At 53.7% G+C, this 20821-nt stretch carries 19 protein-coding genes and 1 pseudogene; 18 read left to right on the top strand and 2 right to left on the bottom strand.

Annotated features, from left to right (window positions below):
* The 11 genes from BCV73_RS25990 (at position 1) to BCV73_RS25940 (ending at position 9124) form a co-directional block, all read left to right on the top strand.
* Complete coding sequence (locus BCV73_RS25990; RefSeq protein WP_076172878.1) at positions 1-321, top strand: cytochrome C oxidase subunit IV family protein; 321 nt, start codon at positions 1-3, stop codon at positions 319-321.
* Positions 322-419: 98 nt separating this feature from the next.
* The gene (ctaG, locus tag BCV73_RS25985) at positions 420-1334 is read left to right on the top strand and encodes a cytochrome c oxidase assembly factor CtaG (protein ID WP_076172879.1); all 915 of its coding nucleotides are present in this window, start codon (positions 420-422) and stop codon (positions 1332-1334) included.
* A gap of 28 nt (positions 1335-1362) precedes the next feature.
* Positions 1363-1827 (top strand): DUF420 domain-containing protein, encoded by a 465-nt coding sequence (locus BCV73_RS25980; protein ID WP_089549090.1) that lies wholly within the window; start codon positions 1363-1365, stop codon positions 1825-1827.
* Between the two features lie 439 nt (positions 1828-2266).
* Positions 2267-3175 carry a DUF4850 domain-containing protein gene (locus BCV73_RS25975; RefSeq protein WP_218828194.1) on the top strand — a complete coding sequence of 303 codons (909 nt, stop codon included), beginning with the start codon at positions 2267-2269 and terminating at the stop codon, positions 3173-3175.
* A gap of 231 nt (positions 3176-3406) precedes the next feature.
* Positions 3407-4099, top strand: coding sequence for a hypothetical protein (locus BCV73_RS25970; protein WP_143811901.1), 693 nt, complete (start codon positions 3407-3409; stop codon positions 4097-4099).
* A 52-nt stretch (positions 4100-4151) separates the two neighbouring features.
* A complete protein-coding gene (locus BCV73_RS25965; RefSeq protein ID WP_076172883.1) occupies positions 4152-4562 on the top strand; it encodes a GntR family transcriptional regulator in 411 nt (136 codons plus the stop codon).
* Positions 4563-5501, top strand: a complete 939-nt coding sequence (locus tag BCV73_RS25960) for an ABC transporter ATP-binding protein (RefSeq protein WP_089549087.1) — start codon at positions 4563-4565, stop codon at positions 5499-5501.
* Positions 5479-6381, top strand: coding sequence for an ABC transporter ATP-binding protein (locus tag BCV73_RS25955; protein WP_089549086.1), 903 nt, complete (start codon positions 5479-5481; stop codon positions 6379-6381). The genes BCV73_RS25960 and BCV73_RS25955 overlap by 23 nt, the downstream gene beginning before the upstream one ends.
* Positions 6374-7663, top strand: a complete 1290-nt coding sequence (locus tag BCV73_RS25950) for an ABC transporter permease (protein ID WP_089549085.1) — start codon at positions 6374-6376, stop codon at positions 7661-7663. The genes BCV73_RS25955 and BCV73_RS25950 overlap by 8 nt, the downstream gene beginning before the upstream one ends.
* Before the next feature lie 34 nt (positions 7664-7697).
* Positions 7698-7880: a hypothetical protein gene (locus BCV73_RS25945; RefSeq protein ID WP_089549084.1), complete on the top strand. Its 183-nt coding sequence runs from the start codon at positions 7698-7700 to the stop codon at positions 7878-7880.
* A gap of 38 nt (positions 7881-7918) precedes the next feature.
* On the top strand, positions 7919-9124 hold the full coding sequence (locus BCV73_RS25940) for a TraB/GumN family protein (protein WP_089549083.1): 1206 nt from the start codon (positions 7919-7921) through the stop codon (positions 9122-9124).
* A gap of 126 nt (positions 9125-9250) precedes the next feature.
* Here the strand turns inward: BCV73_RS25940 and BCV73_RS36150 are convergent.
* Positions 9251-9379, bottom strand: a pseudogene (locus tag BCV73_RS36150) (ATP-binding protein); the annotation flags it as partial.
* Positions 9380-9504: 125 nt separating this feature from the next.
* Here BCV73_RS36150 and BCV73_RS25935 point away from each other — a divergent pair.
* Complete coding sequence (locus BCV73_RS25935) at positions 9505-10995, top strand: glycoside hydrolase family 43 protein (protein ID WP_089549082.1); 1491 nt, start codon at positions 9505-9507, stop codon at positions 10993-10995.
* 89 nt (positions 10996-11084) lie between these two features.
* On the opposite strand, the gene BCV73_RS25930 is transcribed toward BCV73_RS25935, so the two are convergent.
* Complete coding sequence (locus BCV73_RS25930) at positions 11085-12224, bottom strand: GntR family transcriptional regulator (RefSeq protein WP_089549081.1); 1140 nt, start codon at positions 12222-12224, stop codon at positions 11085-11087.
* 434 nt (positions 12225-12658) lie between these two features.
* On the opposite strand from BCV73_RS25930, the gene BCV73_RS25925 reads away from it, so the two are divergent.
* The 6 genes from BCV73_RS25925 to BCV73_RS25900 all read left to right on the top strand — a co-directional run bounded on the left by BCV73_RS25925 (position 12659) and on the right by BCV73_RS25900 (position 20806).
* Positions 12659-14044, top strand: coding sequence for an ABC transporter substrate-binding protein (locus BCV73_RS25925; RefSeq protein ID WP_089549080.1), 1386 nt, complete (start codon positions 12659-12661; stop codon positions 14042-14044).
* A gap of 88 nt (positions 14045-14132) precedes the next feature.
* A complete protein-coding gene (locus tag BCV73_RS25920; RefSeq protein ID WP_076172897.1) occupies positions 14133-15026 on the top strand; it encodes a carbohydrate ABC transporter permease in 894 nt (297 codons plus the stop codon).
* A gap of 13 nt (positions 15027-15039) precedes the next feature.
* Positions 15040-15858: a carbohydrate ABC transporter permease gene (locus BCV73_RS25915; protein WP_076172898.1), complete on the top strand. Its 819-nt coding sequence runs from the start codon at positions 15040-15042 to the stop codon at positions 15856-15858.
* Positions 15859-15923: 65 nt separating this feature from the next.
* Positions 15924-18677, top strand: coding sequence for an alpha-mannosidase (locus tag BCV73_RS25910; protein ID WP_089549079.1), 2754 nt, complete (start codon positions 15924-15926; stop codon positions 18675-18677).
* Between the two features lie 30 nt (positions 18678-18707).
* A complete protein-coding gene (locus tag BCV73_RS25905) occupies positions 18708-19919 on the top strand; it encodes an enolase C-terminal domain-like protein (protein ID WP_089549078.1) in 1212 nt (403 codons plus the stop codon).
* A gap of 26 nt (positions 19920-19945) precedes the next feature.
* A complete protein-coding gene (locus BCV73_RS25900) occupies positions 19946-20806 on the top strand; it encodes an NAD-dependent epimerase/dehydratase family protein (protein ID WP_076172901.1) in 861 nt (286 codons plus the stop codon).
* Positions 20807-20821: the final 15 nt, after the last annotated feature.

The raw sequence follows: 20821 nt of genomic DNA, 5'->3' as shown, positions 1-20821 counted from the left end.
ATGACTACGGTTGAACAGCATCAAGATGATACGGTAAAACACGGTCATCGTCATGAAGGACCGCAAAAGCATGTCATCGTATTTATTTTCTCCATTATCCTGACCGCCATCGCTTTTGCTTCGGTTATGGCTGGCGGGGTGAACGTCGCCTTCACGGTTATACTTCTCGTCGTGATGGCGGTGCTGCAGGCACTGGTTCAGTTGGGATACTGGATGCACTTGAAGGATAAAGGACATTTGATGCCGATTATCTTCATGTGCGGTGGCGCCTTTGTCGCATTTACTGCGATCGTCACAGCATTGTATTGGGTTTGGTGGTAAAATAAAAAGAGGCGGGCCGGATGCCCCCTCTTTTTTTAAATGGCATCAAGGTGTCACAATATCGACAGAAATTCCGCCCGGCGGGAGGAGGTTTTCATATGCTGGGGTTAGAATATTTTAGCTTTGCCGCCTTGTTCAGTCCGTTGTTTCTGGCGTTTATGCTGCTGGTAACGGCCGCGTATTTTGTTGTTATCGGCCCGCTCAGTGAGAAGTTCGCGGATGCCGAGCCCGTATCGATTGGCAAAAAGATCATGTTCGTCAGCGGTATGTTCTTCCTGTATCTCGCTCAGGGCGGGCCGGTGAGTCTGCTGGGCCACATTATGTTTACGTTCCACATGACATCGATGGCGTTGTCTTACCTGGTGGCTACGCCGCTTATTATGCTGGGGATTCCGACCTGGCTGTGGCGTGCTTTTGACCGGATCAACCCGTTCAAAAAGCTAGGTTTTCTGACCAAGCCGGTGGTCGCAGCTGTCGTATTTAACGGATTGTTTTCGTTCTACCATATCCCTGCGATCCACGACTATGTCATGCTGCATTTTGCGGTGCACCGGCTGTACTATATTGTTTTGTTCATCGCTGCCGCGCTTATGTGGTGGACGCTCATTAATCCGCTGCCGGAGAAACACCAGGCATCGGGCCTTGCGAAGATCGGGTTTATTTTTCTGAACATGGTGCTGCTGACGCCTGCTTGCGGCCTGATCATTTTCTCAACGCAACCGATGTATGCGACCTACAGCGATCCTAATACGTGGGCCAAAGCGATGGGATACTGCGTATCGGGCGATACGTCGGCTCTGCTGCAGACTTTTGGCGGACCAAGCTTTTTCTATGGGCTGAGCACCAAGGTCGACCAACAACTGGGCGGCATCGTCATGAAGTTCATTCAGGAATTTATATTCGCTTCGATGCTGGCGAGGGTATTCTTCCGCTGGTACAAGAGCGAAAATAAAGAGGATGACGACGATATCATTCCAACCGATCTTTCTGACGGTTCTTTGAACCGGGCATGAGTTGGTCTAAGCGTTAAGGAGGATTTTCATGGATTTGTATACGCTGTTCCCTACGATCAGCACTTCATTCATCGTCATCAGTGCGATTCTGGTGGCCATCGGATGGGCCTTGATCGTTCAAGGCAAACGGGACGCCCATAAAAAAGTGATGATCTGGGGCGCTATTGCAGCGCTGCTGTTTTTCATTATTTACGTGTCCAGAACGGCCTTTGTCGGCAACACCTCATGGGGCGGCTCGGACGAAATGAAGATCTACTATCAGATCTTCCTGATCTTCCATATCGTTCTGGCGACGGTTGCCGCGGTATTCGGGATTACAACGCTGGTTCTGGCATTTCGGGAAAAGTTTGCGAAGCACCGGAAATGGGGCCGGGTTACGGCAAGTATTTGGTTTGTCACAGCCATCACCGGTGTTGTGGTTTACGTGCTGCTGTACGTCCTGTATCCTGGCGGGCATACGAAGCCGGTATGGGATGTTATTTTGGGAGCATAACCCGAGTGGATCGGGTAATAAGAAAGTCCGGCGGATTAATCCGCTGGGCTTTTTTTATGAAAAGCCGCTGATTCTGCTGGAAAGCCAAGGTTTTTCGTGTTTGTTTAATAGGGTGAAATAACGCCAAGTTTTCTTTGCCGGATGCCAGTTCCGAAGTTCTGTATTGCATTGTTTAGGATACTGGCGTCAGGTACTGTTAAAATGGTTAAAAAGTTTTAGAAAGACGAGATATATAGATTGAACCAGAGTTATGCATTGAACTTCTTGTTATAACGGTCCCATACGGCCCTATAACAATTATTTCTTTAGTTTCATTCAATCTAGCGGAAACTTTTGTGCTTCTTCAAACGTTATTCATATATAAGGTTCAATGAACGAAGCTAAGAGAAGGTATGGGGATGACATGAGGCGAAGAAGGAATTTTATACATAGTAAAAAAATGGTGTGGGTCTTCATCATGCTGCTCTTTTGCGGCTTCATTGTCATGTTTACCACTTCGCTCATCCCGAAATACATACCGGCTGTGACCGACGGTGACCATACAGCCCAGGCCGGCGGAACAGACAGGGATCCGGCAGGGGGTCAAGGGACCGGCAGTCCCGGCGGAGGAACCACCGGCCAGCAGCAGGAAGCTGGCTTCAAACCAAGCCGCGTTCAATGCGGCGTGATGAAGCTGAGACATGGCGCTCGAAAGCCGCAGGATGATCAAATCCCGCTGTACTGCATCGAAGGGAAATATCATGTCGGAGACACACCCATGATGCAGCCGGCAAGCCCGCTGCAGGTGAAGATCGACACCGTCATCCCGGAGAAGATTCTGTCGGATCTGGGAGCGTTCTGGTTAAGCGATTCTTCCGGAACATGGGGGCATCTGCTCCTCGCCCCGAAACACTGGGAAGTCGTCCGGGCCGATACCGGAGCCAACGGATCGGTGGGCCTTGAGCTTGCTGACCCGCAGCACCCGGACCGCAGGGCCGTGTACTTGGACGGCGGCCCCTGTCAGGGCTGCAACATTGCGTTAATCGGTTCCTATTTCACGGCATTAAAGAATTGGGCCGAAGAAAAGGGCTTTCCCGGGAAGACGATGAAGTTCCTGCATCATGCTTACGTTCGGAACCATGTCGTTACGTATGTTTTACCACCGGGCAGCACGGCTTATAAGACGGTCGGCGCTGCGTTTGAGCGCCATGAACCCCAGGATGCGATGTTTACCCGTTACGAAATCAGCGTTCCGCCGGAGGATTTGGATATGGCGAACGTCATGCTGGATTTCTTTGCACGCTTTCCGAGTTCCGTTGCCGCCGATCTTTCGGTTCAGCCATACTTGGGAATTCCAATCGTTTCCTAACTCAATATGCACGGCTTCAAGCGGCACCCGACAATGGGTGCTGTTTTTTTGTTAATATTTTCATTTCGCCGTTGCATCTCCGGTAAGCACACTGTATACTGTGTATAAACATATACACAGTATACACACTGAGTGGTGAATAAGCACAGTGAACCTGTGCTGTATATACACCCTTATGGATTACGGAAAAAGCGAGGGCGATTGTTGTTGAACACCATAAAAGACGCTTGGATGATGGTACGAAAGGATCTGCGCAGCGAGAAAAGGTACCTCCTGTGGTCGATCATATTTGCTGCCTACATGGGAGGAACTACAGGGGTCATGATGCTGGGGCGCGAAGAGGCACGATCTCTTGGTCCGGTAGCTGATTTCATCCTGCTGATGTTAGTTCCGATGCTGGGGTTTTACTTTTCCCGAAGATCCTTCAAGTATTTAACGGAAGATTCCTATACGCGAATGCTGGCGTTCTTCCGGGTGCTACCGATCTCTAACGGCGTGGTCCTGGTATACCGGGTGATGCAATCGGTGTTAGCCTTTGCCGCGAACGGCATCATTTTCTTCGTGATTATGTATATCGTGCAGGGGACCTTGCTGGATCATATGCGGTTTGACCATTACCTGGCTTTTGCGCTGACATGGATCGGTTACGGGCTTATGATGACTGGACCCTATATCTATTTTGAGTTTTCCAATCATGGCAAAGCTTATCTGCTATCGACCCTCATTTTCCTCGTTGGCTCCGTAGTGGCAGCGGCAGTCGTTTATGCGGCGGGAGGGAACCTGCTGGTGTACACGGTGGAGGTATCCAAACAATGGAGCCTGCTATCGCCGGCGATGTGGGGGATGCTGCTGGCCGGAGTCATCAGCCTCGTGCTGTGCTCAATCGGAACGCTCCGCAAGCTGGAATCTAGAGATCTGGTGTAAGCTTTGAAACCAATAAGAGGATTGACGAGTATAGCAAGGTGAGGTGCGAAAGGTGTGGATACCTATACAAGTGAATGAGAACAGCGCTGAACCGCTCTATCATCAAATCGAATCCCAATTAAGATCGCTGATCATCAGCGGACAGATCGAGGAGGGAACCCTTTTGCCGTCAATTAGAGAGTTTGCCAACGGGCTGAACTGCAGCGTAATTACGGTTCGAAGAGTGTATCAGGATCTGGAGAGCGAAGGACTTCTGCGCACGAAGCAGGGAACCGGCACATTTGTCGCCAAGGTTGGTACTTCACAGCGTGAAGTATTCCGGCGGGAGGCGGTAGAAGAGGCGCTCAGCCATGCGGTGGATGTCGGGATGTCCGTCAAATGCGAGGAAGATGAGCTGAGGGAGCTGTTTTTATCGATACTGAAAAGAAAGTACCATCCGGAGAAGGGAGAAGGTGAGTTATAAATGGAACAGCCCATCATTCGAATGGAAGGCGTGACCAAGCAGAGACGGCATAAAACGATCGGACCGATCGACCTGACCCTGCCGAAAGGCTATGTGTACGGGCTGATTGGCGAGAACGGCTCCGGCAAGAGCACACTGATCCACATGCTGCTGCAGACCGTGTTTCCGGATTCGGGGCGCATTTCCTGGTTCGGCCACGCTTACAGTAAAGGCATTCCTATGGAAGTGCGCAGATCGATCGGGTATGTGGCGGAAAAATCCAACCTGGAGGAGGATAACCTAACCGCCGAGGAAGCCGCTGCTTTTCGGGCGTACTGGTATCCGGAATGGGATCAGCCTTATTTTGAAAAGCTGTGCGATCTGTTCCAGGTACCGAAAGCGACGAGGCTGCGCAAAATGTCCAAGGGGGAGCGCCGCAAATACGAAATCGCCGCGGCCCTTGCGCCGCATCCGAAACTGCTGCTGCTGGATGAACCATCTTCGGGTCTGGACCCTTTTGCCTGGAAAATGATGATCGAGGTGCTAAGGGAATGCCTGCAGACCGAAGATACGACGATTGTACTGTCCACGCACATCATTGATGAGGTGAAAAGGCTGGCGGACTACGTCATGCTGATTCACCACGGCAAGTGGATGGGGATGGCGGAGAAGGACAGTCTGCTGGATAACTGGAAGGAAGTGTGGGCAGGGTGCCCCGAGGCCGATCTGGAAGAACTGCCGAACATGGTGCAGACGCAGCAGGAATCCCATGGCGTTACGCGTGTGGTGACGACGTCCTGCCGTGAGCTGGAACAGATCCTGTACGATTCAGGTATCAACGTGCTGAAGACACGGGCTTTGGAGCTGGACGAGATTTTAACGTTGTGGGTGCAAGGATATAAGCCTGCCGGCGTGCAGGAGGGGGAGGAGCAGACACATGGAACCATTAAAACTAGTTAACGTGGTCAAACAATACGGAGACAAAACCGCAGTCAACCTAATCTCGCTGGAGGTCGGGAGAGGAGAAATTTACGGGCTGCTTGGGGCGAACGGTGCCGGCAAAACGACGACGATGCGTATGGTGCTTGGCCTGATTTATCCGGACGGGGGAGAGATTCTGTATAACGGCAAGCCCTATCATGCGGGGCTTCAGCAAATCATGGGATACCTGCCGGAAGAAAGGGGACTGTATCCGAAAATCAAGGTCAGCGAGCAGATCGTCTATCTGGCCCGTCTTCGGGGCATGTCGCAGCAAGACGCGGATAAGAGCCTGCGCTACTGGCTGGAACGCTTTGACGTTCCGGAGTATTACGATAAGCGGATCGAGGAGCTGTCCAAGGGCAATCAGCAGAAAATGGGCTTTATCGCCGCCATCGTGCACAAGCCGCAAATCGTCATTTTGGATGAGGCGTTCAGCGGACTGGACCCGGTCAACGTTGAACTGCTGAAGGCAACTGTTAAGGAACTGCGGGACGAGGGAACCAGCATTCTATTTTCCACGCACCGGATGGAGCATGTCGAAGAGCTGTGCCAGCGCATTACGATTTTGCACAAATCCAATACGGTCGTTCAGGGAAATATCCGGGATATCAAGAGCCGTTATCCGCGTGAGGAAGTGCTGCTTCATACGATAGGCGATGTCAGCGGCCTGGATGCGATCCCGGGAGTGACGGCAGTGGAACGCATCGATCGGGGATACCACATCCGGATCGCTGCGCCGGAAACGGCACAGGCCATTCTGCAGAAAGCGATGCAGGAAACCACGGTGGAGCGCTTTGAAATCAAGGAGCCGACGCTGAACCAAATCTTTATTCAAGAGGTGGGTGATTCGCATGAATAAGCTTGGGACGATTATCGGCTTTACGTTTAAAAATAAAGCCAGAACGAAATCTTTTCTGATTACTACTCTGATTCTTGCACTGCTCATTACGATCGGCATGAACGTGCCGTATATCATTAAGCTGATCAAGGGTGACGACGCATCCAAGGCCGAGCAGATCGGAATTCTCTACGGTTCGCAGCCGGTCATTGCCGCGGAACTGGAGAAGTATGCCGCGCAGTCCGGCAATAAGGACTATACGTTCGTCAAATACGAAGGGACCGCTCCGGATCAGGCGAAAAAGGACCTGGAGGACGGGAAGATCGAGGGGTACCTCTCTTTTGACGGCGGGGAAGGGGCATTTCCTGCTGTCACCTTCACCGGCGGTGAAGACGGCATGGGGCAGGGAATCAGCAGCTTTCTGATGCCCGCGCTGCAGACGGTCAAGACGACCGTAATCGCCAAGGATGCGCTGTCCGCGGAGCAGATCGCCGCTCTGAACGAACCGGTCAAGCTCGATACGGTGCGGATTAACGCGGAGGGTAAGACGGAGGCGGGGGGAGACACCCATCGCGAAGACATGCAGAAAGCCATGAACTATGTGGTCGTTTATGTGCTGCTGATTCTGTTCTTTACCTCCAATATGATGACAGGCAATATGATCGCAGCCGAAGTAACGTCGGAGAAAAGCTCGCGGATCATGGAAATCCTTATCACCAGCGTTTCGCCGCTGGCCCAGATGTTCGGGAAAGTGATCGGTATTTTCCTGGTCGGGATCGTGCAAATTGCAGTGTTTGGCGTCGTGGTCGGGGCGAACCTGATGCTGCCGCATAACCAGGACATTCTGCAAGGATACAGCCTGAGCATCTCGGATATTAACCTGCCGGTGCTGCTCTACGGACTGGTGTTCTATATACTGGGTTACTTCCTGTATGCGGTGCTGTACGCGGCCATCGGATCGATTGTCAGCCGTACCGAGGATCTCGGCCAAGCCGTAATGCCGATTACGATGCTGGGTCTGGCCTCGTTCTACATCGGACTGTTCAGCATTACTGCATCGGGCAGCATGCTGATCAAGGTGACGAGCTTCATTCCGTTCACCGCTCCTACCGCGATGCTCGTCCGGATCGGGATGGGAACGGTGCCGACCTGGCAGATCCTCATATCGCTCGTTTTGCTGCTGGTGTCCATTCTGTTTTTTGGATGGCTGTCCGCGAAAATCTACCGCACCGGCGTCCTGATGTACGGCAAGCGCCCATCCATCAAAGAGCTGCGCAAGGCCATGAAAGCTTACAAGATTTAGGCACGGATTCTAACTTGATAAGGAGAGAATCGGCATGAGTAAAAAGGCTTTTCCATACGTCATTGCGGCAGGCATGCTGCTGATCGTCGGTCCGCTGACCCTGAAGCATACGGGTGTGGCATTAAACGACTTTGCGGACGGCCTGCTGACTGGGGCGGGAATGGGCTGTACGCTGCTGGCGCTGATCAAGATGCCGCGGAAGACGGCAGAGCAGTAACAGCCCAGTCTATAAACTACAATAAGGGGAATTTCTGAATGAAAAGTTGGAAACGAACGCTCTTATCTCTTATGATTTCTGCAGGAATGCTCGCTACGGCGGCTCCGGCCATGGCTGCTCCGCTTGCGCCGGAACTCAAGGTCAATAACAAGACCATCGATTTTGCCACGAGTGCGCCTATTGTCGATCAGGGCACTACGCTGGTTCCGCTGCGTACGACGCTCGAAGCGCTAAACGTAAAGCTGACCGATGTAGAGAACGGAACCATTCATGCCGCTCAGGGTGATCAGAAGATCACTGTGAGCAGCAAGACGAAACAGGTTGACGGCGTGACTTACGTGCCGGTCCGGACCATTGGTGAAGCCGCCGGTTACACGGTCTATTGGGATCCGGCAACCCGCACGGTATTCCTGCTCTCGAAAGCAACGAAGGAAGCCGGCCGCGGCTTCATGTGGGAAGTGCAAAATAACGGGAACACGGTGTACCTGGTAGGGTCCATGCATATTGCGGACGACAGCTTCTACCCGCTTCGCCCGGAATTCGAGCAGGCCTTTGCCGAAGCCGATTATTTGGGCGTTGAGATTGACCTCAGCAAGGCAGCCGACGAAGAGCAGCAGAACATGATCATGAAGCTGGGCATGTACCAGGACGGCACGACGCTAAAGGACCATGTGTCCAAGGATACCTATGCAAAAGTGGGGGACATTCTGGAGCAAAACGGAATGAAACGGGATGCACTGGATGCCTTCAAACCATGGGTCGTGGAGACAACCATCAGCAGCCTGAAATCGGTCATGGCCGGATACGAGGCAACGGAAGGCATTGACCTGTACTTCATTCAAAAGGCGCTGGAGCGCAAAATTCCGATCGTGGAACTGGAATCCTACGAGTCCCAGCTGAGCATGTTCGATCAGTTCTCCAAAGAGCTGCAGGAGAAGAACCTCAATGCAGCACTGGACAATTTCGACGTCCTGGACGACGGCGTTGACCAAATGGCGGACATGTGGAAAAAAGGGGACGAAAAGGCGCTGCTGGAGCTGACGAACAGCATGGCAGGAGACGCGGAGTATAACAAAGCGATGCTGATCGATCGCAACATCGGCATGGCCGATAAAATCGACGGATACCTGAAAAGCGACAAGAAAGCGGAGTACTTCATCGTCGTCGGCGCAGCCCACTATCTGGGTGAACATGGCGTGATTAAACTGCTGGAGGATAAAGGTTATACGGTTGTACGTAAATAATCATCCTGTAATGCGTGTTTCATGCGGCGGCATTGCCGGTTAGCCGGTTAGTCTGGAAAAGAAAAAACTTAAGCCGGGGACTCCTGCGTCCCTACAGGCTTAAGTTTTTTTATATACCTAATGGACCTATTCATCTGTGTTATCCCTTAAAGGCAGTGTCAGATGAAAGGTAAACAATCGATTCCTATGCTGGAGCGTCAAAGTTCCTCCGTGCAGCTCCACAATGTTCCGGGCAATGGAAAGGCCAAGACCGGCGCATCCCGTAATCTCATAAAGTTTTAATTTGACATGATTTTTCTGCTGATTTTTCGGGTATTTTTGTTCTTCGCGGTAAGGTAAAATTCAAACCATCTATGCAGATCTCCTACAGAGGTGAACCCATGAAATATGATAACCCGGTCATCAAAGGGTTTTATCCCGATCCCAGCGTTTGCAAGGTGAACGATACTTATTATCTCGTTTGCAGTTCGATGCAGTATTTTCCCGGCGTCCCTCTTTTTGAAAGCAAGGATTTGATCAACTGGACCCAGATCGGCCATTGTCTGACGCGCAAGAGCCAAATTCAGCTGGACAAGGTCAACAGCTCGGGCGGTGTATTTGCTCCTACCCTGCGGTATAACGGCGGACGGTTCTACATGACCACGACCAACGATACGACGCGCCAAAACTTCTATGTATGGACGGACGACATCTACGGAGAATGGTCGGACCCGATCGGTGTGGATCAGGGCGGGATCGATCCGGATTTGTATTTTGAAGACGGCAAAGTTTATTTTATGAGCAACGGTGTGGACGATGATGGTATCGGCGGCATCGTGCAGTGTGTAATCGACATCGAAACCGGACGGAAGCTGACTCCAAGCCGCTCCATCTGGCAGGGGACGGGAGGACGCTATCTCGAAGCCCCGCATTTATACAAAATCGACGGACGCTATTATTTAGTAGCCGCAGAAGGGGGCACCGAGTTTGGCCATATGGTGACCTACGCGCGGGGGGATTCTCCTTCCGGACCGTTTGAACCGTATTCCCATAACCCTGTGTTAACCAACCGGAATATGGGCGGCTATGAAGTGCAGGCGGTAGGCCACGGCGATCTCGTTCAAGACGAGAAAGGAAACTGGTGGCTGCTTCACCTCGGATTCCGGCAGATGGGACAGTGGATTCCTTATCATCATCTGGGGCGCGAGGTATTTTTGACACCAGTTACGTTCGGGGAGGACGGCTGGTTCACGGCAGGACATCATGGCACGACATTGTCGTCCTTTGAAACCGACCGCATTCCGGATGAAGTCGTGCAGCAGGAGAAGAAGCGCTATACTTTTGGAAATATGGAATGGGGCAAAGACTGGTGTTATCTGCGCCATCCGGATCTTGGAAACTATTCGTATGAGCATGGCGTGCTGGAGCTGAGAGGCACCGAGATAACGCTCGATCAAGCGGATTCTCCCACTTTCATCGGAATTCGCCAAAAGGATTTTGAAGCGGTGATTTCCTGCGACGTAAGCCTCACTCAAGGCGAAGCCGGCATTACGCTCTATATGGACGAGAACCATCATTACGATTTGGCGATACGTCAAGGCGGAAGCAGATATGAAGTCATTGAGCGCCTGAATGTTGGGGATATCAAGTCCATCGAGAAGGCTGTCGATTTGAAAAATAGCAGCCGCGCCTCCCTGGTGATCCAGGCCAGCCCTACGCACTACCGGTTCCTTCTGCGAGCGGACGGCCAGGAAATACAGCTTGGCACCGCACAGACGAAATACCTTTCATCTGAAGTAGCGGGAGGATTTACGGGTGTCATCATCGGTTTGTACGCATGCGGCAAAGACGCTGCTGCCCAATTTTCGAATTTCACATGCGAATATCTATAATTTTTCAATCGATAGGGAGGGCCGTAAGGTTCTCTATCTATTAAAAAACCGACGTGAAAACGTCGGTTTTTTGCTTTTTAAATGCGTCGTCACAGCCCTCTTGGGGCAACGGAAACGCCAGAATGCATCGACGTCGAACGGCGCGGAATGAGGCGGGTCGGCAGCTTGATCTGCCTGTACTCGGGTTCGTCGTTTTCGATCTGCTCGATAATGAGCTTTCCGGCCTCCCGGCCCAACTCCCGTTCCTGCTGCACCACGGCTGTCGGGGGAACGATGCTGAAATCGGGGTATACGACGTCATCAAAGAAGACCACGGAGAGATCCTCAGGTACCCGCAGTCCCATAGCCAAGGCAGCTTGGATGACATGCGGACTGAAATTCGAAGAAAGGGCCGCGGTCATATGCGGGTTGGCCTGCAAAAACTGCTGGATCATCTCGATGACCTCTTCGTCGCTATTGTCCATCCCCAAACGGGTCATCTGCAGGCTGCGGTCGATGAGAATGTGGCGGTCTTCCAGTGCCTGCTCGTATCCGGCGAGCCGATCCTCAATACTCGAGGTTCCTTCCGATTTGGTGGAGATAAATCCGATATGCCGATGCCCCAGATCGTACAAATGCTGAACGGCCTGTTGGCCTGCTTCGTAGTTGTTGGAGCTGACCGAGTTGGTCTCCACTCCTTTCAACAGCCGGTCCAACAGCACCAGCGGAAATCGGTTCAGTGTCAGCGACAGAATTTCGTTATTGTAATTTTCGCCTTCTACGGGATAGATGATCAGTCCGGCGACGCCGGCCTGCTTCATCTCGCGTATTTTCTGGATTTCACACTCCTGGGAGTCATTCGTTTTGGAAAAGAGCAGATGATAGCCTTTCTCCGCTAAAGAATCCTCAATACCGCTGAGCAAATTGGCGGTAAAACGGTTGTCCAAGCGGGGCAGCAAAAAGCCGACGGTCTTGCTTGCCGGCAGTGCCGCTTCGGTCGACAGCGGGGAAAACAGAGCTTCCGTTCTTTGTTCCGACACGAAGGTTCCTTTTCCCTGCATGCGGTATACGATGCCTCTGTCCACGAGGTCGGACAGCGCATTCTTGACCGTAATCCGGCTTACTCCGAATTGATCCGAGAGCTCATTCTCCGAGGGGATCCGGTTCATCGGCTTCCAGTTCCCGCTGCGGATCTGCTCCAGGATATAATTTTCGATTTTTTTATACATGGGAGTAAACTTTTTCGTCATGTTTGGCGCTCCATTCGAGAATAGGTCTGTTTAAAATATATTACAATTATCCAACCCGAACAAGTATAAAATACAAGTTATTATATCGAATGGTATGTTTTTATAGTTCCTTTCCCTAAATAACCTAGTGAAAAATACGAGTTATTTCAATGGTTATTCGTGTTACTATTCTTATCAATAACCAAGTTGTAATAAAAAAATAAACATTTACATTAAAAAATAAGATGTTTATATTGTTATCATAAGTTGAGTCGAACATCGTGAAGGCATCGTGGAAAAGAAGGCTGGAAGCGATGCGGGGCAAGGGTGGTACTTGTCATATTTTAACAAGGGGGTGGTATCCAAATCCGCCATATTGAAAGGGATTGCAATCCGTAGGGTCCTTCAGAAATAAAAATCCATATTAACCGATTAAGCGAAAAGGTGGTTATCCCATGAAAAGAAAAGCAACCTTGATGGTAACGATGCTGTCCGTTCTTTGCTTGTTTGTAAGCGCTTGCTCAGGCGGACAGAAGCAGGAGGGCGGCAGCAGCGCGGAAGGCAGCAAGCATTTGACCATGTGGACCTGGAAGGTCGCTTACACGCCGGGAATCGAAGCGGCAGCCAAGCTGTACGAGGAGAAGACCGGAGTGAAAGTGGATGTCGAGACCTTTACGCCTGACGATACTTACAGACAAAAGTTTCAGGCGGCGGCCAACTCGAAAAATCTCCCCGACGTCGTCAACTGGTGGGCGACAGCGGGCGACTCCATCGAAGGCTCCGTGCTTGAGCTGTCGGGCGAAGTCGGCGACGACGTGCTGAGCAAGTATTATGGTACAGCCATGGATCCGATCAAGGTGACCCAGAGCCAAGTCGATTCCTGGCAGAAGGACAAAAACGCCACGACGGTGCAAAAGTCGCTGAAGGCGGGGCAGTTCTACGGGCTGCCGCTCGATATCGGCGGATTCTTTACCTTTTACGGCAACAAGCAGCTGATCGAGAAGGCGGGGCTTACCGCCGAAGCTCCGAAAACGTGGGAAGAGTTCGTCACGATGATGGAAACGATCAAGAGCAAGACGGGAACACCGGGACTTGTCTTTGGCGCCAAAACGTCCGACCTGTGGGAGAACTGGGCCGGATCCGCGCTGGCGATCATGTATGGCGGGCCTCAATCGTATATTGACCTGCTGGAACGAAAAGCGAAAATGAGCGACCCGGAACATCTGCCGGTTGTTCAGGCGGTAAAGACGCTCGCTGACAAAGACTTGCTGATGCCGGGGATTTTGTCAACGGATATCGACGGCGCGGACCAGGCGTTCGCCGCGGGCAAAGCCGCATTTGACCTTGGCGGTTCGTTCACGATGTCCACGCTGCTCGCGATGGGCATGAAACCGGAGGATATCGTCACGTTCCCTGTGCCGCCGATTGACGGCTCGAAGATCACTTCCTGGACGACAGATCCGTTCACGCTGACGATGCTGTCCGTGAATAAAGATTCGAAGAACAAGGATGCCGCGCTTGATTTTATCAAGTATATGACCACGGATCCGGATGCGGCCGTTGCGTTCGCGAATGCGGCCTATACGGTTCCGGCCCTGAATTTGGGCGACCGTGCCAAAGATCTTGATCCGAACCTGAAGGCGATCGTTGACTCGTTCGCCACCGAGCCCGGACCGTATTCGGAAGCGCAGCCGGCGATCAGCGCTTACCGGGGCAAGAACAAGGAGTGGGAAGTGTATGCCCAGTCCATCCAATCCATGATCGAAAAGAAAATGACGGCCGAACAGGCTGCGAAAAAATTCGACGATACGATGAAGAGCCTGCAGGCCAGCGGCAACTGATAACCGGCTCTGGCTGTATGATGCAAACGGCGGCAGGGACATGCGCCTTTCCGCCGCTTGCTTAATCCAAATCCAAAGGTGATGGAAGATGATAACAACTAGAAATAAATGGGTACCGTATCTGTTTTTGCTGCCGGGTGTTCTCCTGTTTCTCGCCGTTGGCGTCTATTCGGTCGGCTTCTCGATTCTGCTCAGTTTTTACAACTGGTCGGGGATCGACTTTTCGACGGCCCGCTTCGAAGGCCTTGCTAACTTCAGGCAGTTTCTGCTCGGGGATGACCCCATCGTCACTCAGAACTTTTACAACTCACTGCTGCATAACGTCCTGATCGGTGCAGCCCAGGTCGTTATCGTCATCCCCATCGCGATCGTGCTGGCGTTCGTCCTGCAGAATACGAAGATGGCGTCGCTGTACCGCACGGTGTACTTCCTGCCGATGATCGCATCGGGCGTGGCGATTTTTTATGTATGGAAAGGACTGTTTGAGCCTACCGGCGCTTTTAACTCCCTGTTTCATGCGATCGGACTCGACTTTCTGACCGTACCCGGGGGAATGCTGGGGAGCTCGTCCACGTCGCTGATCGGCATCATTATTACTTCGATATGGGGCGGCCTTCCGGGCACGCTGATTCTGTATTATGCCGGATTAACCTCGATCGATCCCACCTTGTATGAGGCCGCGAACGTTGACGGAGCCAGCAAGCTGACGATGATCACGAAAATCACATGGCCGCTTCTGAAGCCGATTACGCTGATCGCGGTCATCCAGATGGTCAACGGCGCGTTCCAGGCGTTCGAGAACGTGTTCATCATGACCGGCGGCGGACCCTCGGGCAGCTCGGAGGTCATCGGGACGCTCGTGTACCGGACGGCGTTCCTGAATAACGATTACGGGCTGGCCAGCGCGATCGGATGGATATCTTTCCTGATTACCGGAGCCATTGCCATGTTCAGTATCCGGTCGTTCAAAGTCGACATTTAGAGGAGGACCCGAGATGGTCAAGACTATCAAACACATCATTCTGGTTTTATACGGGCTGACCTGCGTGTATCCTTTCTTGTGGATGATCGGCACCTCTTTGAAAACATCCCAGGATGCGCTGGCCAATCCGCAGTCACCCCTCCCCAAAGGGGCGCCTGAGTGGTCCACGTTTGCAGAAGTGTGGAACAAGCTGAACTTTTACCGCTTTTTCGTCAACAGTGTGGTCGTCAGCATCATCGTCATTATTGGAGTCGTTCTGATTTATACGATGATGGCGTATTCGTTCGCCAAGTTCAGATTTAGAGGCAAAAAATTCGTGTATTACACGTTCATCGCGCTGCTGCTCGTTCCTGGCGTGACGACGCTCATTCCGCTGTATATCAACATGACGAATCTCGGCCTGCAGAACACGTACGTCGGGATGATCCTGCCGATGATTAACGGGGCCGCGCCGTTTGCCATTTTCCTGTTTACGAGCTATTTCCGGACCATATCGCATGAGCTGTACGAGTGCGCCGTTCTGGACGGCTGCGGCAACTTCAAGATTTACTGGCGTGTCTATCTGCCGCTGGCCCTGCCGGCGATCGGAACGATCGCCATTCTGAACTTTATCGGAAGCTGGAACAACATTCTGTGGCCGATGATTATCGTCGACAAGCAGGAGATGTTCACGCTGCCGATGGGGCTGATGTACCTGGATTCCTCCTCATTTAAAAAATGGAACGAGCTGATGGCCGGAGCGCTGATCACCGTCATTCCGATCCTGATCGCGTTTCCGTTTATGCAAAAGATGTACGTTAAAGGCATGACCGTCGGTTCGGTCAAAATGTAAAACGCATCATTCATGCCGTACCATCGATAGCGCACTAGAAAACATACAAGAATGGGATGAAAGAGATGACCATAAAAACAGCGCATATTATTGCGCATTCGCATTGGGATAGAGAGTGGTATTTGCCATACGAAAAACACCGGCTGAAGCTGGTCCGCCTGATGGAGGATTTGATCGAGGCCTTCGAGCGGGACCCGGAGTTTGCCAGCTTTCATTTGGACGGCCAATATATCGTCCTGGAGGATTATTTGCAGATGATGCCGCACCGGGCGGAACAAGTGCGTTCACTGGTCGAACAGGGGAAGCTGATCGTCGGCCCCTGGTACATTCTGCAGGACGAATTTCTGGTCAGCAGCGAAGCGAATGCGCGCAACCTGCTGATCGGGATCCTCGCTTCGAAAAAGATGGGGGGATACGCGAAAATCGGTTATTTTCCCGACTCCTTCGGCAATATGGGGCAGGCACCCCAGCTTATTCGCCAGGCGGGCATCGATGTCGCCGTATACGGGCGCGGCGTCAAGCCGGTGGGCTTCAACAACGAGATCCAGTCCGGTAACGAACATACGTCAAAATACTCCGAGATGTACTGGGAATCTCCCGACGGCTCCCGGGTGTTGGCGATCCTGTTCGCCAACTGGTACAACAACGGGATGGAGATTCCGACGGACCCTGAAGCCGCGAAGACATATTGGGCAGAAAAGCTGGCGGCCGCCGAAGCGTTCGCCTCGGGACCGGAGCTGCTCTTCATGAACGGCTGCGACCACCAGCCGCTGCAGAAGGATCTGTCCAGGGCGCTGCGCACCGCCGGCGAGATGCTGCCGGACGTGGAGTTCCGCCATTCCAGCTTCCCCGAGTATATAGAAGCGCTTCGTCAGGCGAACCCGGATGCCCTCGATGTTGTGCGCGGCGAGCTTCGAAGCCAGTGGACGGACGGGTGGATCACGCTCGTCAATACCGCGTCGGCCCGGGTGTACATCAAACAGCAAAACGTGCGGAGCCAGACCTTGCTGGAGAAGGTGGCCGAGCCGCTCGCCGTCATGGCCCATTTGACCGGCGCGGCCTATCCGCGGCACGAACTGCTGTATGCGTGGAAGACTCTGCTGCAAAACCATCCGCATGACAGCATTTGCGGCTGCAGCGTTGACGAGGTGCACCGCGAGATGATGACGCGCTTCGCCAAGTCGCAGCAGGTTGCGGAGTCGATCGCTGCGGACAGCGCCGCGGCGGTAGCTGCTGCCGTGGACACCTCCGGCTTTGACCCGGAATCGGCGCGGCCTTTCGTCGTCTTTAACACGTCGGGCCACCCCCGTTCCGGCGCGGTTCGCATGACGGTGGACATAGAGCGCCGCTACTTCGATCATCAGGCTCCGCACGAGAAATACGAAGCGTTCAAAGAAGAGTACCGGGTTTTTGATCCGGAGGAATGGATCGTAACGGACGAAGGAGGCAAGCCCGTTGAGGCTAACATCGAGCCGATCGGCCCGGTATTCGGCTATGACCTCCCGGATAACCGGTTCCGTCAGCCTTATTGGGCTTTTCAGGTGGATGTGGAGCTCTACGTCAAGGACGTCCCGGGAATCGGTTATCGGACCTACGCCCTTGTCCGCAAGGAGTCCCTGGTCGAATCCGAATCCGTTTCGCCTGCAGGCGGCGTGAATGCAGGTGGTAACGCGATGGAGAACTGTTATCTTCGGGTGGAGATCTCGGAAGACGGCTCCTTTACACTGTTGGATAAAGTGAATGGCCGGAAGTATGAAGGGCTTGGCATTTACGAGGACACGGGTGACATCGGGAACGAATACATGTACCGGCAGCCGGATGGAGAAGCGCCGCTGACGACGGAGGGCCTTTCGGCGGATATCCGGCTGGTGAAGCATACGCCGCTGGCCGCCATATACCGGATCGAGCGCGTCTGGAACCTGCCGCTTGGAGCGGATGCGCTGCTGGACGAAGAGATTCGCTCCATGGTCCCTTTCCGGTACCGCAAATCCCGCCGCGTTAGCGAGACGGCCGGGGTGAAGATCGTCACGGAGCTCACCCTGGGCAAGGACAACCGCTCTGTCGGCATCCGGAGCATGATCGACAACACGGTGAAGGACCACCGCATCCGCATGCTGTTCAAGACCGGACTGGCAACGGGCCATGTGATGGCGGACTCCATTTATGAAGTGGCTCGGCGCCCGATTCAGCCTGAAGCCGCGTGGAGCAATCCGAGCAACGCCCAGCATCAGAACGCGTTCATCAGCTTGAGCGACGGCATCGCGGGACTTACCGTCGCGAATCAGGGACTGAACGAATACGAGGTGCTTCCGGCGCATAACACGATGGCGGTCACGCTCGTGCGCGGCGTCAGAGAGCTTGGGGATTGGGGCGTATTCGCGACACCTGAAGCGCAGTGCCTGGGAACGCATGTCCTGGAAATGGAGCTGATTTCCCATGATGCCGATGTGGTTGAATCGTGCGCATTTATCGAGGCTTATCAATTCCCGGTTGCATGGACGGTTCGGCAGACGGGCGTGCACGGCGGCAAGCTGCCGGCAAATCATGCGTTCCTCGAATGGGAAGGCGATCGCCTTGCCTTCAGCGCTCTTAAGCTTGGCGAGGAGAATGAGGATCTGATGTTCCGGGTATTTAACGTTTCAACGGCTGAGCCGTCTACATTGTCGGTCACGCCTTCGTTCCAGGTGAACGGCGTCTATGAGAGCACCATCATTGAACAGCGCGGGGAAGAGATGGGGAAAAGCGAGCAAAGCCGGTATACGGTAGAACTGGGGCCGGCAAAAATTCAGACAGTCGGCATTCGTCCGGCTCTGCGTTAATATAGTCCATTTTGGGGAGGGGAAAGCGGTATGGCCAAAATAACGGCAGTACGCTGCATTCGAACGAGACATGATGGAAGCTGGGTCATCGTTAAAGTCATGACGGACCAGGACGGATTGTACGGCATCGGCTCGGCCAGTGATATTTACCAGCCGGGAGCCGTGGTCAGTGTCATTGAGGAACTGCTGGCACCGGTGCTTATCGGACGGGATGCCGGCCAGATCGAGGACCTGTGGCAGACAATGTATACGAGCGGTTACTGGCGCAACGGCTCCACGCTCCATACCGCCATGGGCGGTATCGACATGGCGCTGTGGGACATCAAGGGGAAGGAAGCGGGGATGCCCGTGTACCAGCTTCTGGGCGGCGCGGTCCGTTCGGCCGTTCCTTGTTATGCCCATGCCAACGGTGCCACCTACGAGCAGCTGGAGGAAGAGGTGCATGCCTTCCAGGAGCAGGGCTTCGGCGTGATCCGCTGCCAGCTTGGGGGCTACGGCGGAGGCGGATTCGTCACTCCGCAGGGAGTATCGAAATTCCCTCCTGCCAGCGTGTTCGATGAAGCGAGCTACATCACGGCGATCCCGGACATGTTCGAGAAGCTGCGTGTACGGTTCGGCATGAACCTGGGCTTTACGCATGACGTTCACGAGCATCTGACGCCTTCCGGCGCCGTCAGCTTATCGAGAGCGCTGGATCCGTACCGCCTGTTCTTCGTAGAGGATCTGCTGCAATCGGAGCATACGGGATGGTACCGGCGGGTCAAAGAAACGAGCACCACGCCGCAGGCCGTCGGCGAATTGTTTGTTCACCCGCAGGAGTGGCTCCCGCTGGTGCAGGAGCGCTTGATCGACTTTGTCCGGATGCGCGTCTCCAAGGCCGGCGGCATTACCCCATGCCGCAAAATTGCCGCCGTCTGCGAAGCTTTCGGCGTTCGCACCGCGTGGCAGGAAGGCGGGGAGAACGACCCGGTCAACCAAATCGCGGCCGCGCATCTGGACATGGCGATCATGAGCTTTGGCGTACAGGAGATCAACCATTTCCGCAGCGAGGAGAAGGAGGCCTTCCCGGGCCACGCAGTTTTGGAGCACGGGCATTTGAAGCTGAACGATAAACCGGGGCTTGGCATCGATATCGACGAGCATAAGGCGGCAGCCCTGGTAAAGGATCAAGGTTCCCTGGCAGCATACCATCACCCATACAAGCTGGACCGCAAGCCGGATGGAACGCTGATTCGTCCGTAAGGTCCGGCTGGAAGGAGGAAAAGATCATGAAACAAATCGTCGTGACCGGCTCGGAAGGAAAACTGGGCCACTACGTCGTTCAAGAGCTTAACCATGCAGGATACCGGGTCATCGGAACGGATGCCCGCCCGGCAAGCGGGAGAAACCGTTATGCCCGCTATGTCCAGGGGGATTTGACCCAGCTTGGCGAGGTGTACGGTATTTTGGCCGAATCGGATGCGGTGGTTCACCTGGCTGCCGTGCCGAATCCCATCAACTTTTCGCCGGAGCGGATCTTCGCCAACAATGTCATGGCGACATACAACATCCTGGAGGCTTCTTCGAAGCTCGGCATCCAGCGCGTCGTATTCGGATCGAGCGAATCGGCCTATGGATTCTGCTGGGCGAAGCATCCCTTTCCGCCGCATACGCTCCCCGTTGACGAGGAGCATGTGCTGCTGCCGCAGGAAAGCTACGGGCTGTCCAAGCAGGTGAACGAACAGACGGGCGATATGTTCGCCCGCCGTACCGGCATGGAGATCTATGCCCTCCGCTTCTCTTTGATTCTGGCGCCGAATGAATACGATCGGGAGATCGCTGCCTTCAGCGATACCGCCAGACATCACCGCATTCTATGGAGCTATGTCGACGCGCGCGACGCCGCTTCCGCCTGCCGGCTTGCGCTGGAAGCACCCGTGCAAGGACAGGCAGAGGCATGCCGTCTGAACGTCACATCCAGCGACTTGCTGAGCGATGCAAGCGTCAGCGAGCTGGCAGCCAAATATTATCCGCAGGTGCCTTTTCCAGGCAAGGACCCAGGTAAGTTGACGGCGCTCGTGTCCAACGCCCGGGCGAAGTCGGTCCTGAACTGGGAGCCTGCTCATTCCTGGAGGAATGCCGGCCGTTAAGGCCGGTTTTCCTTA

It is taken from the genome of Paenibacillus sp. SSG-1, assembly GCF_002224835.1.
GTDB lineage: Bacteria > Bacillota > Bacilli > Paenibacillales > Paenibacillaceae > Paenibacillus_AQ > Paenibacillus_AQ favisporus.
Note: the sequence above shows the minus strand (reverse complement) of the source record. Positions and strands in the feature narration are given on the sequence as shown.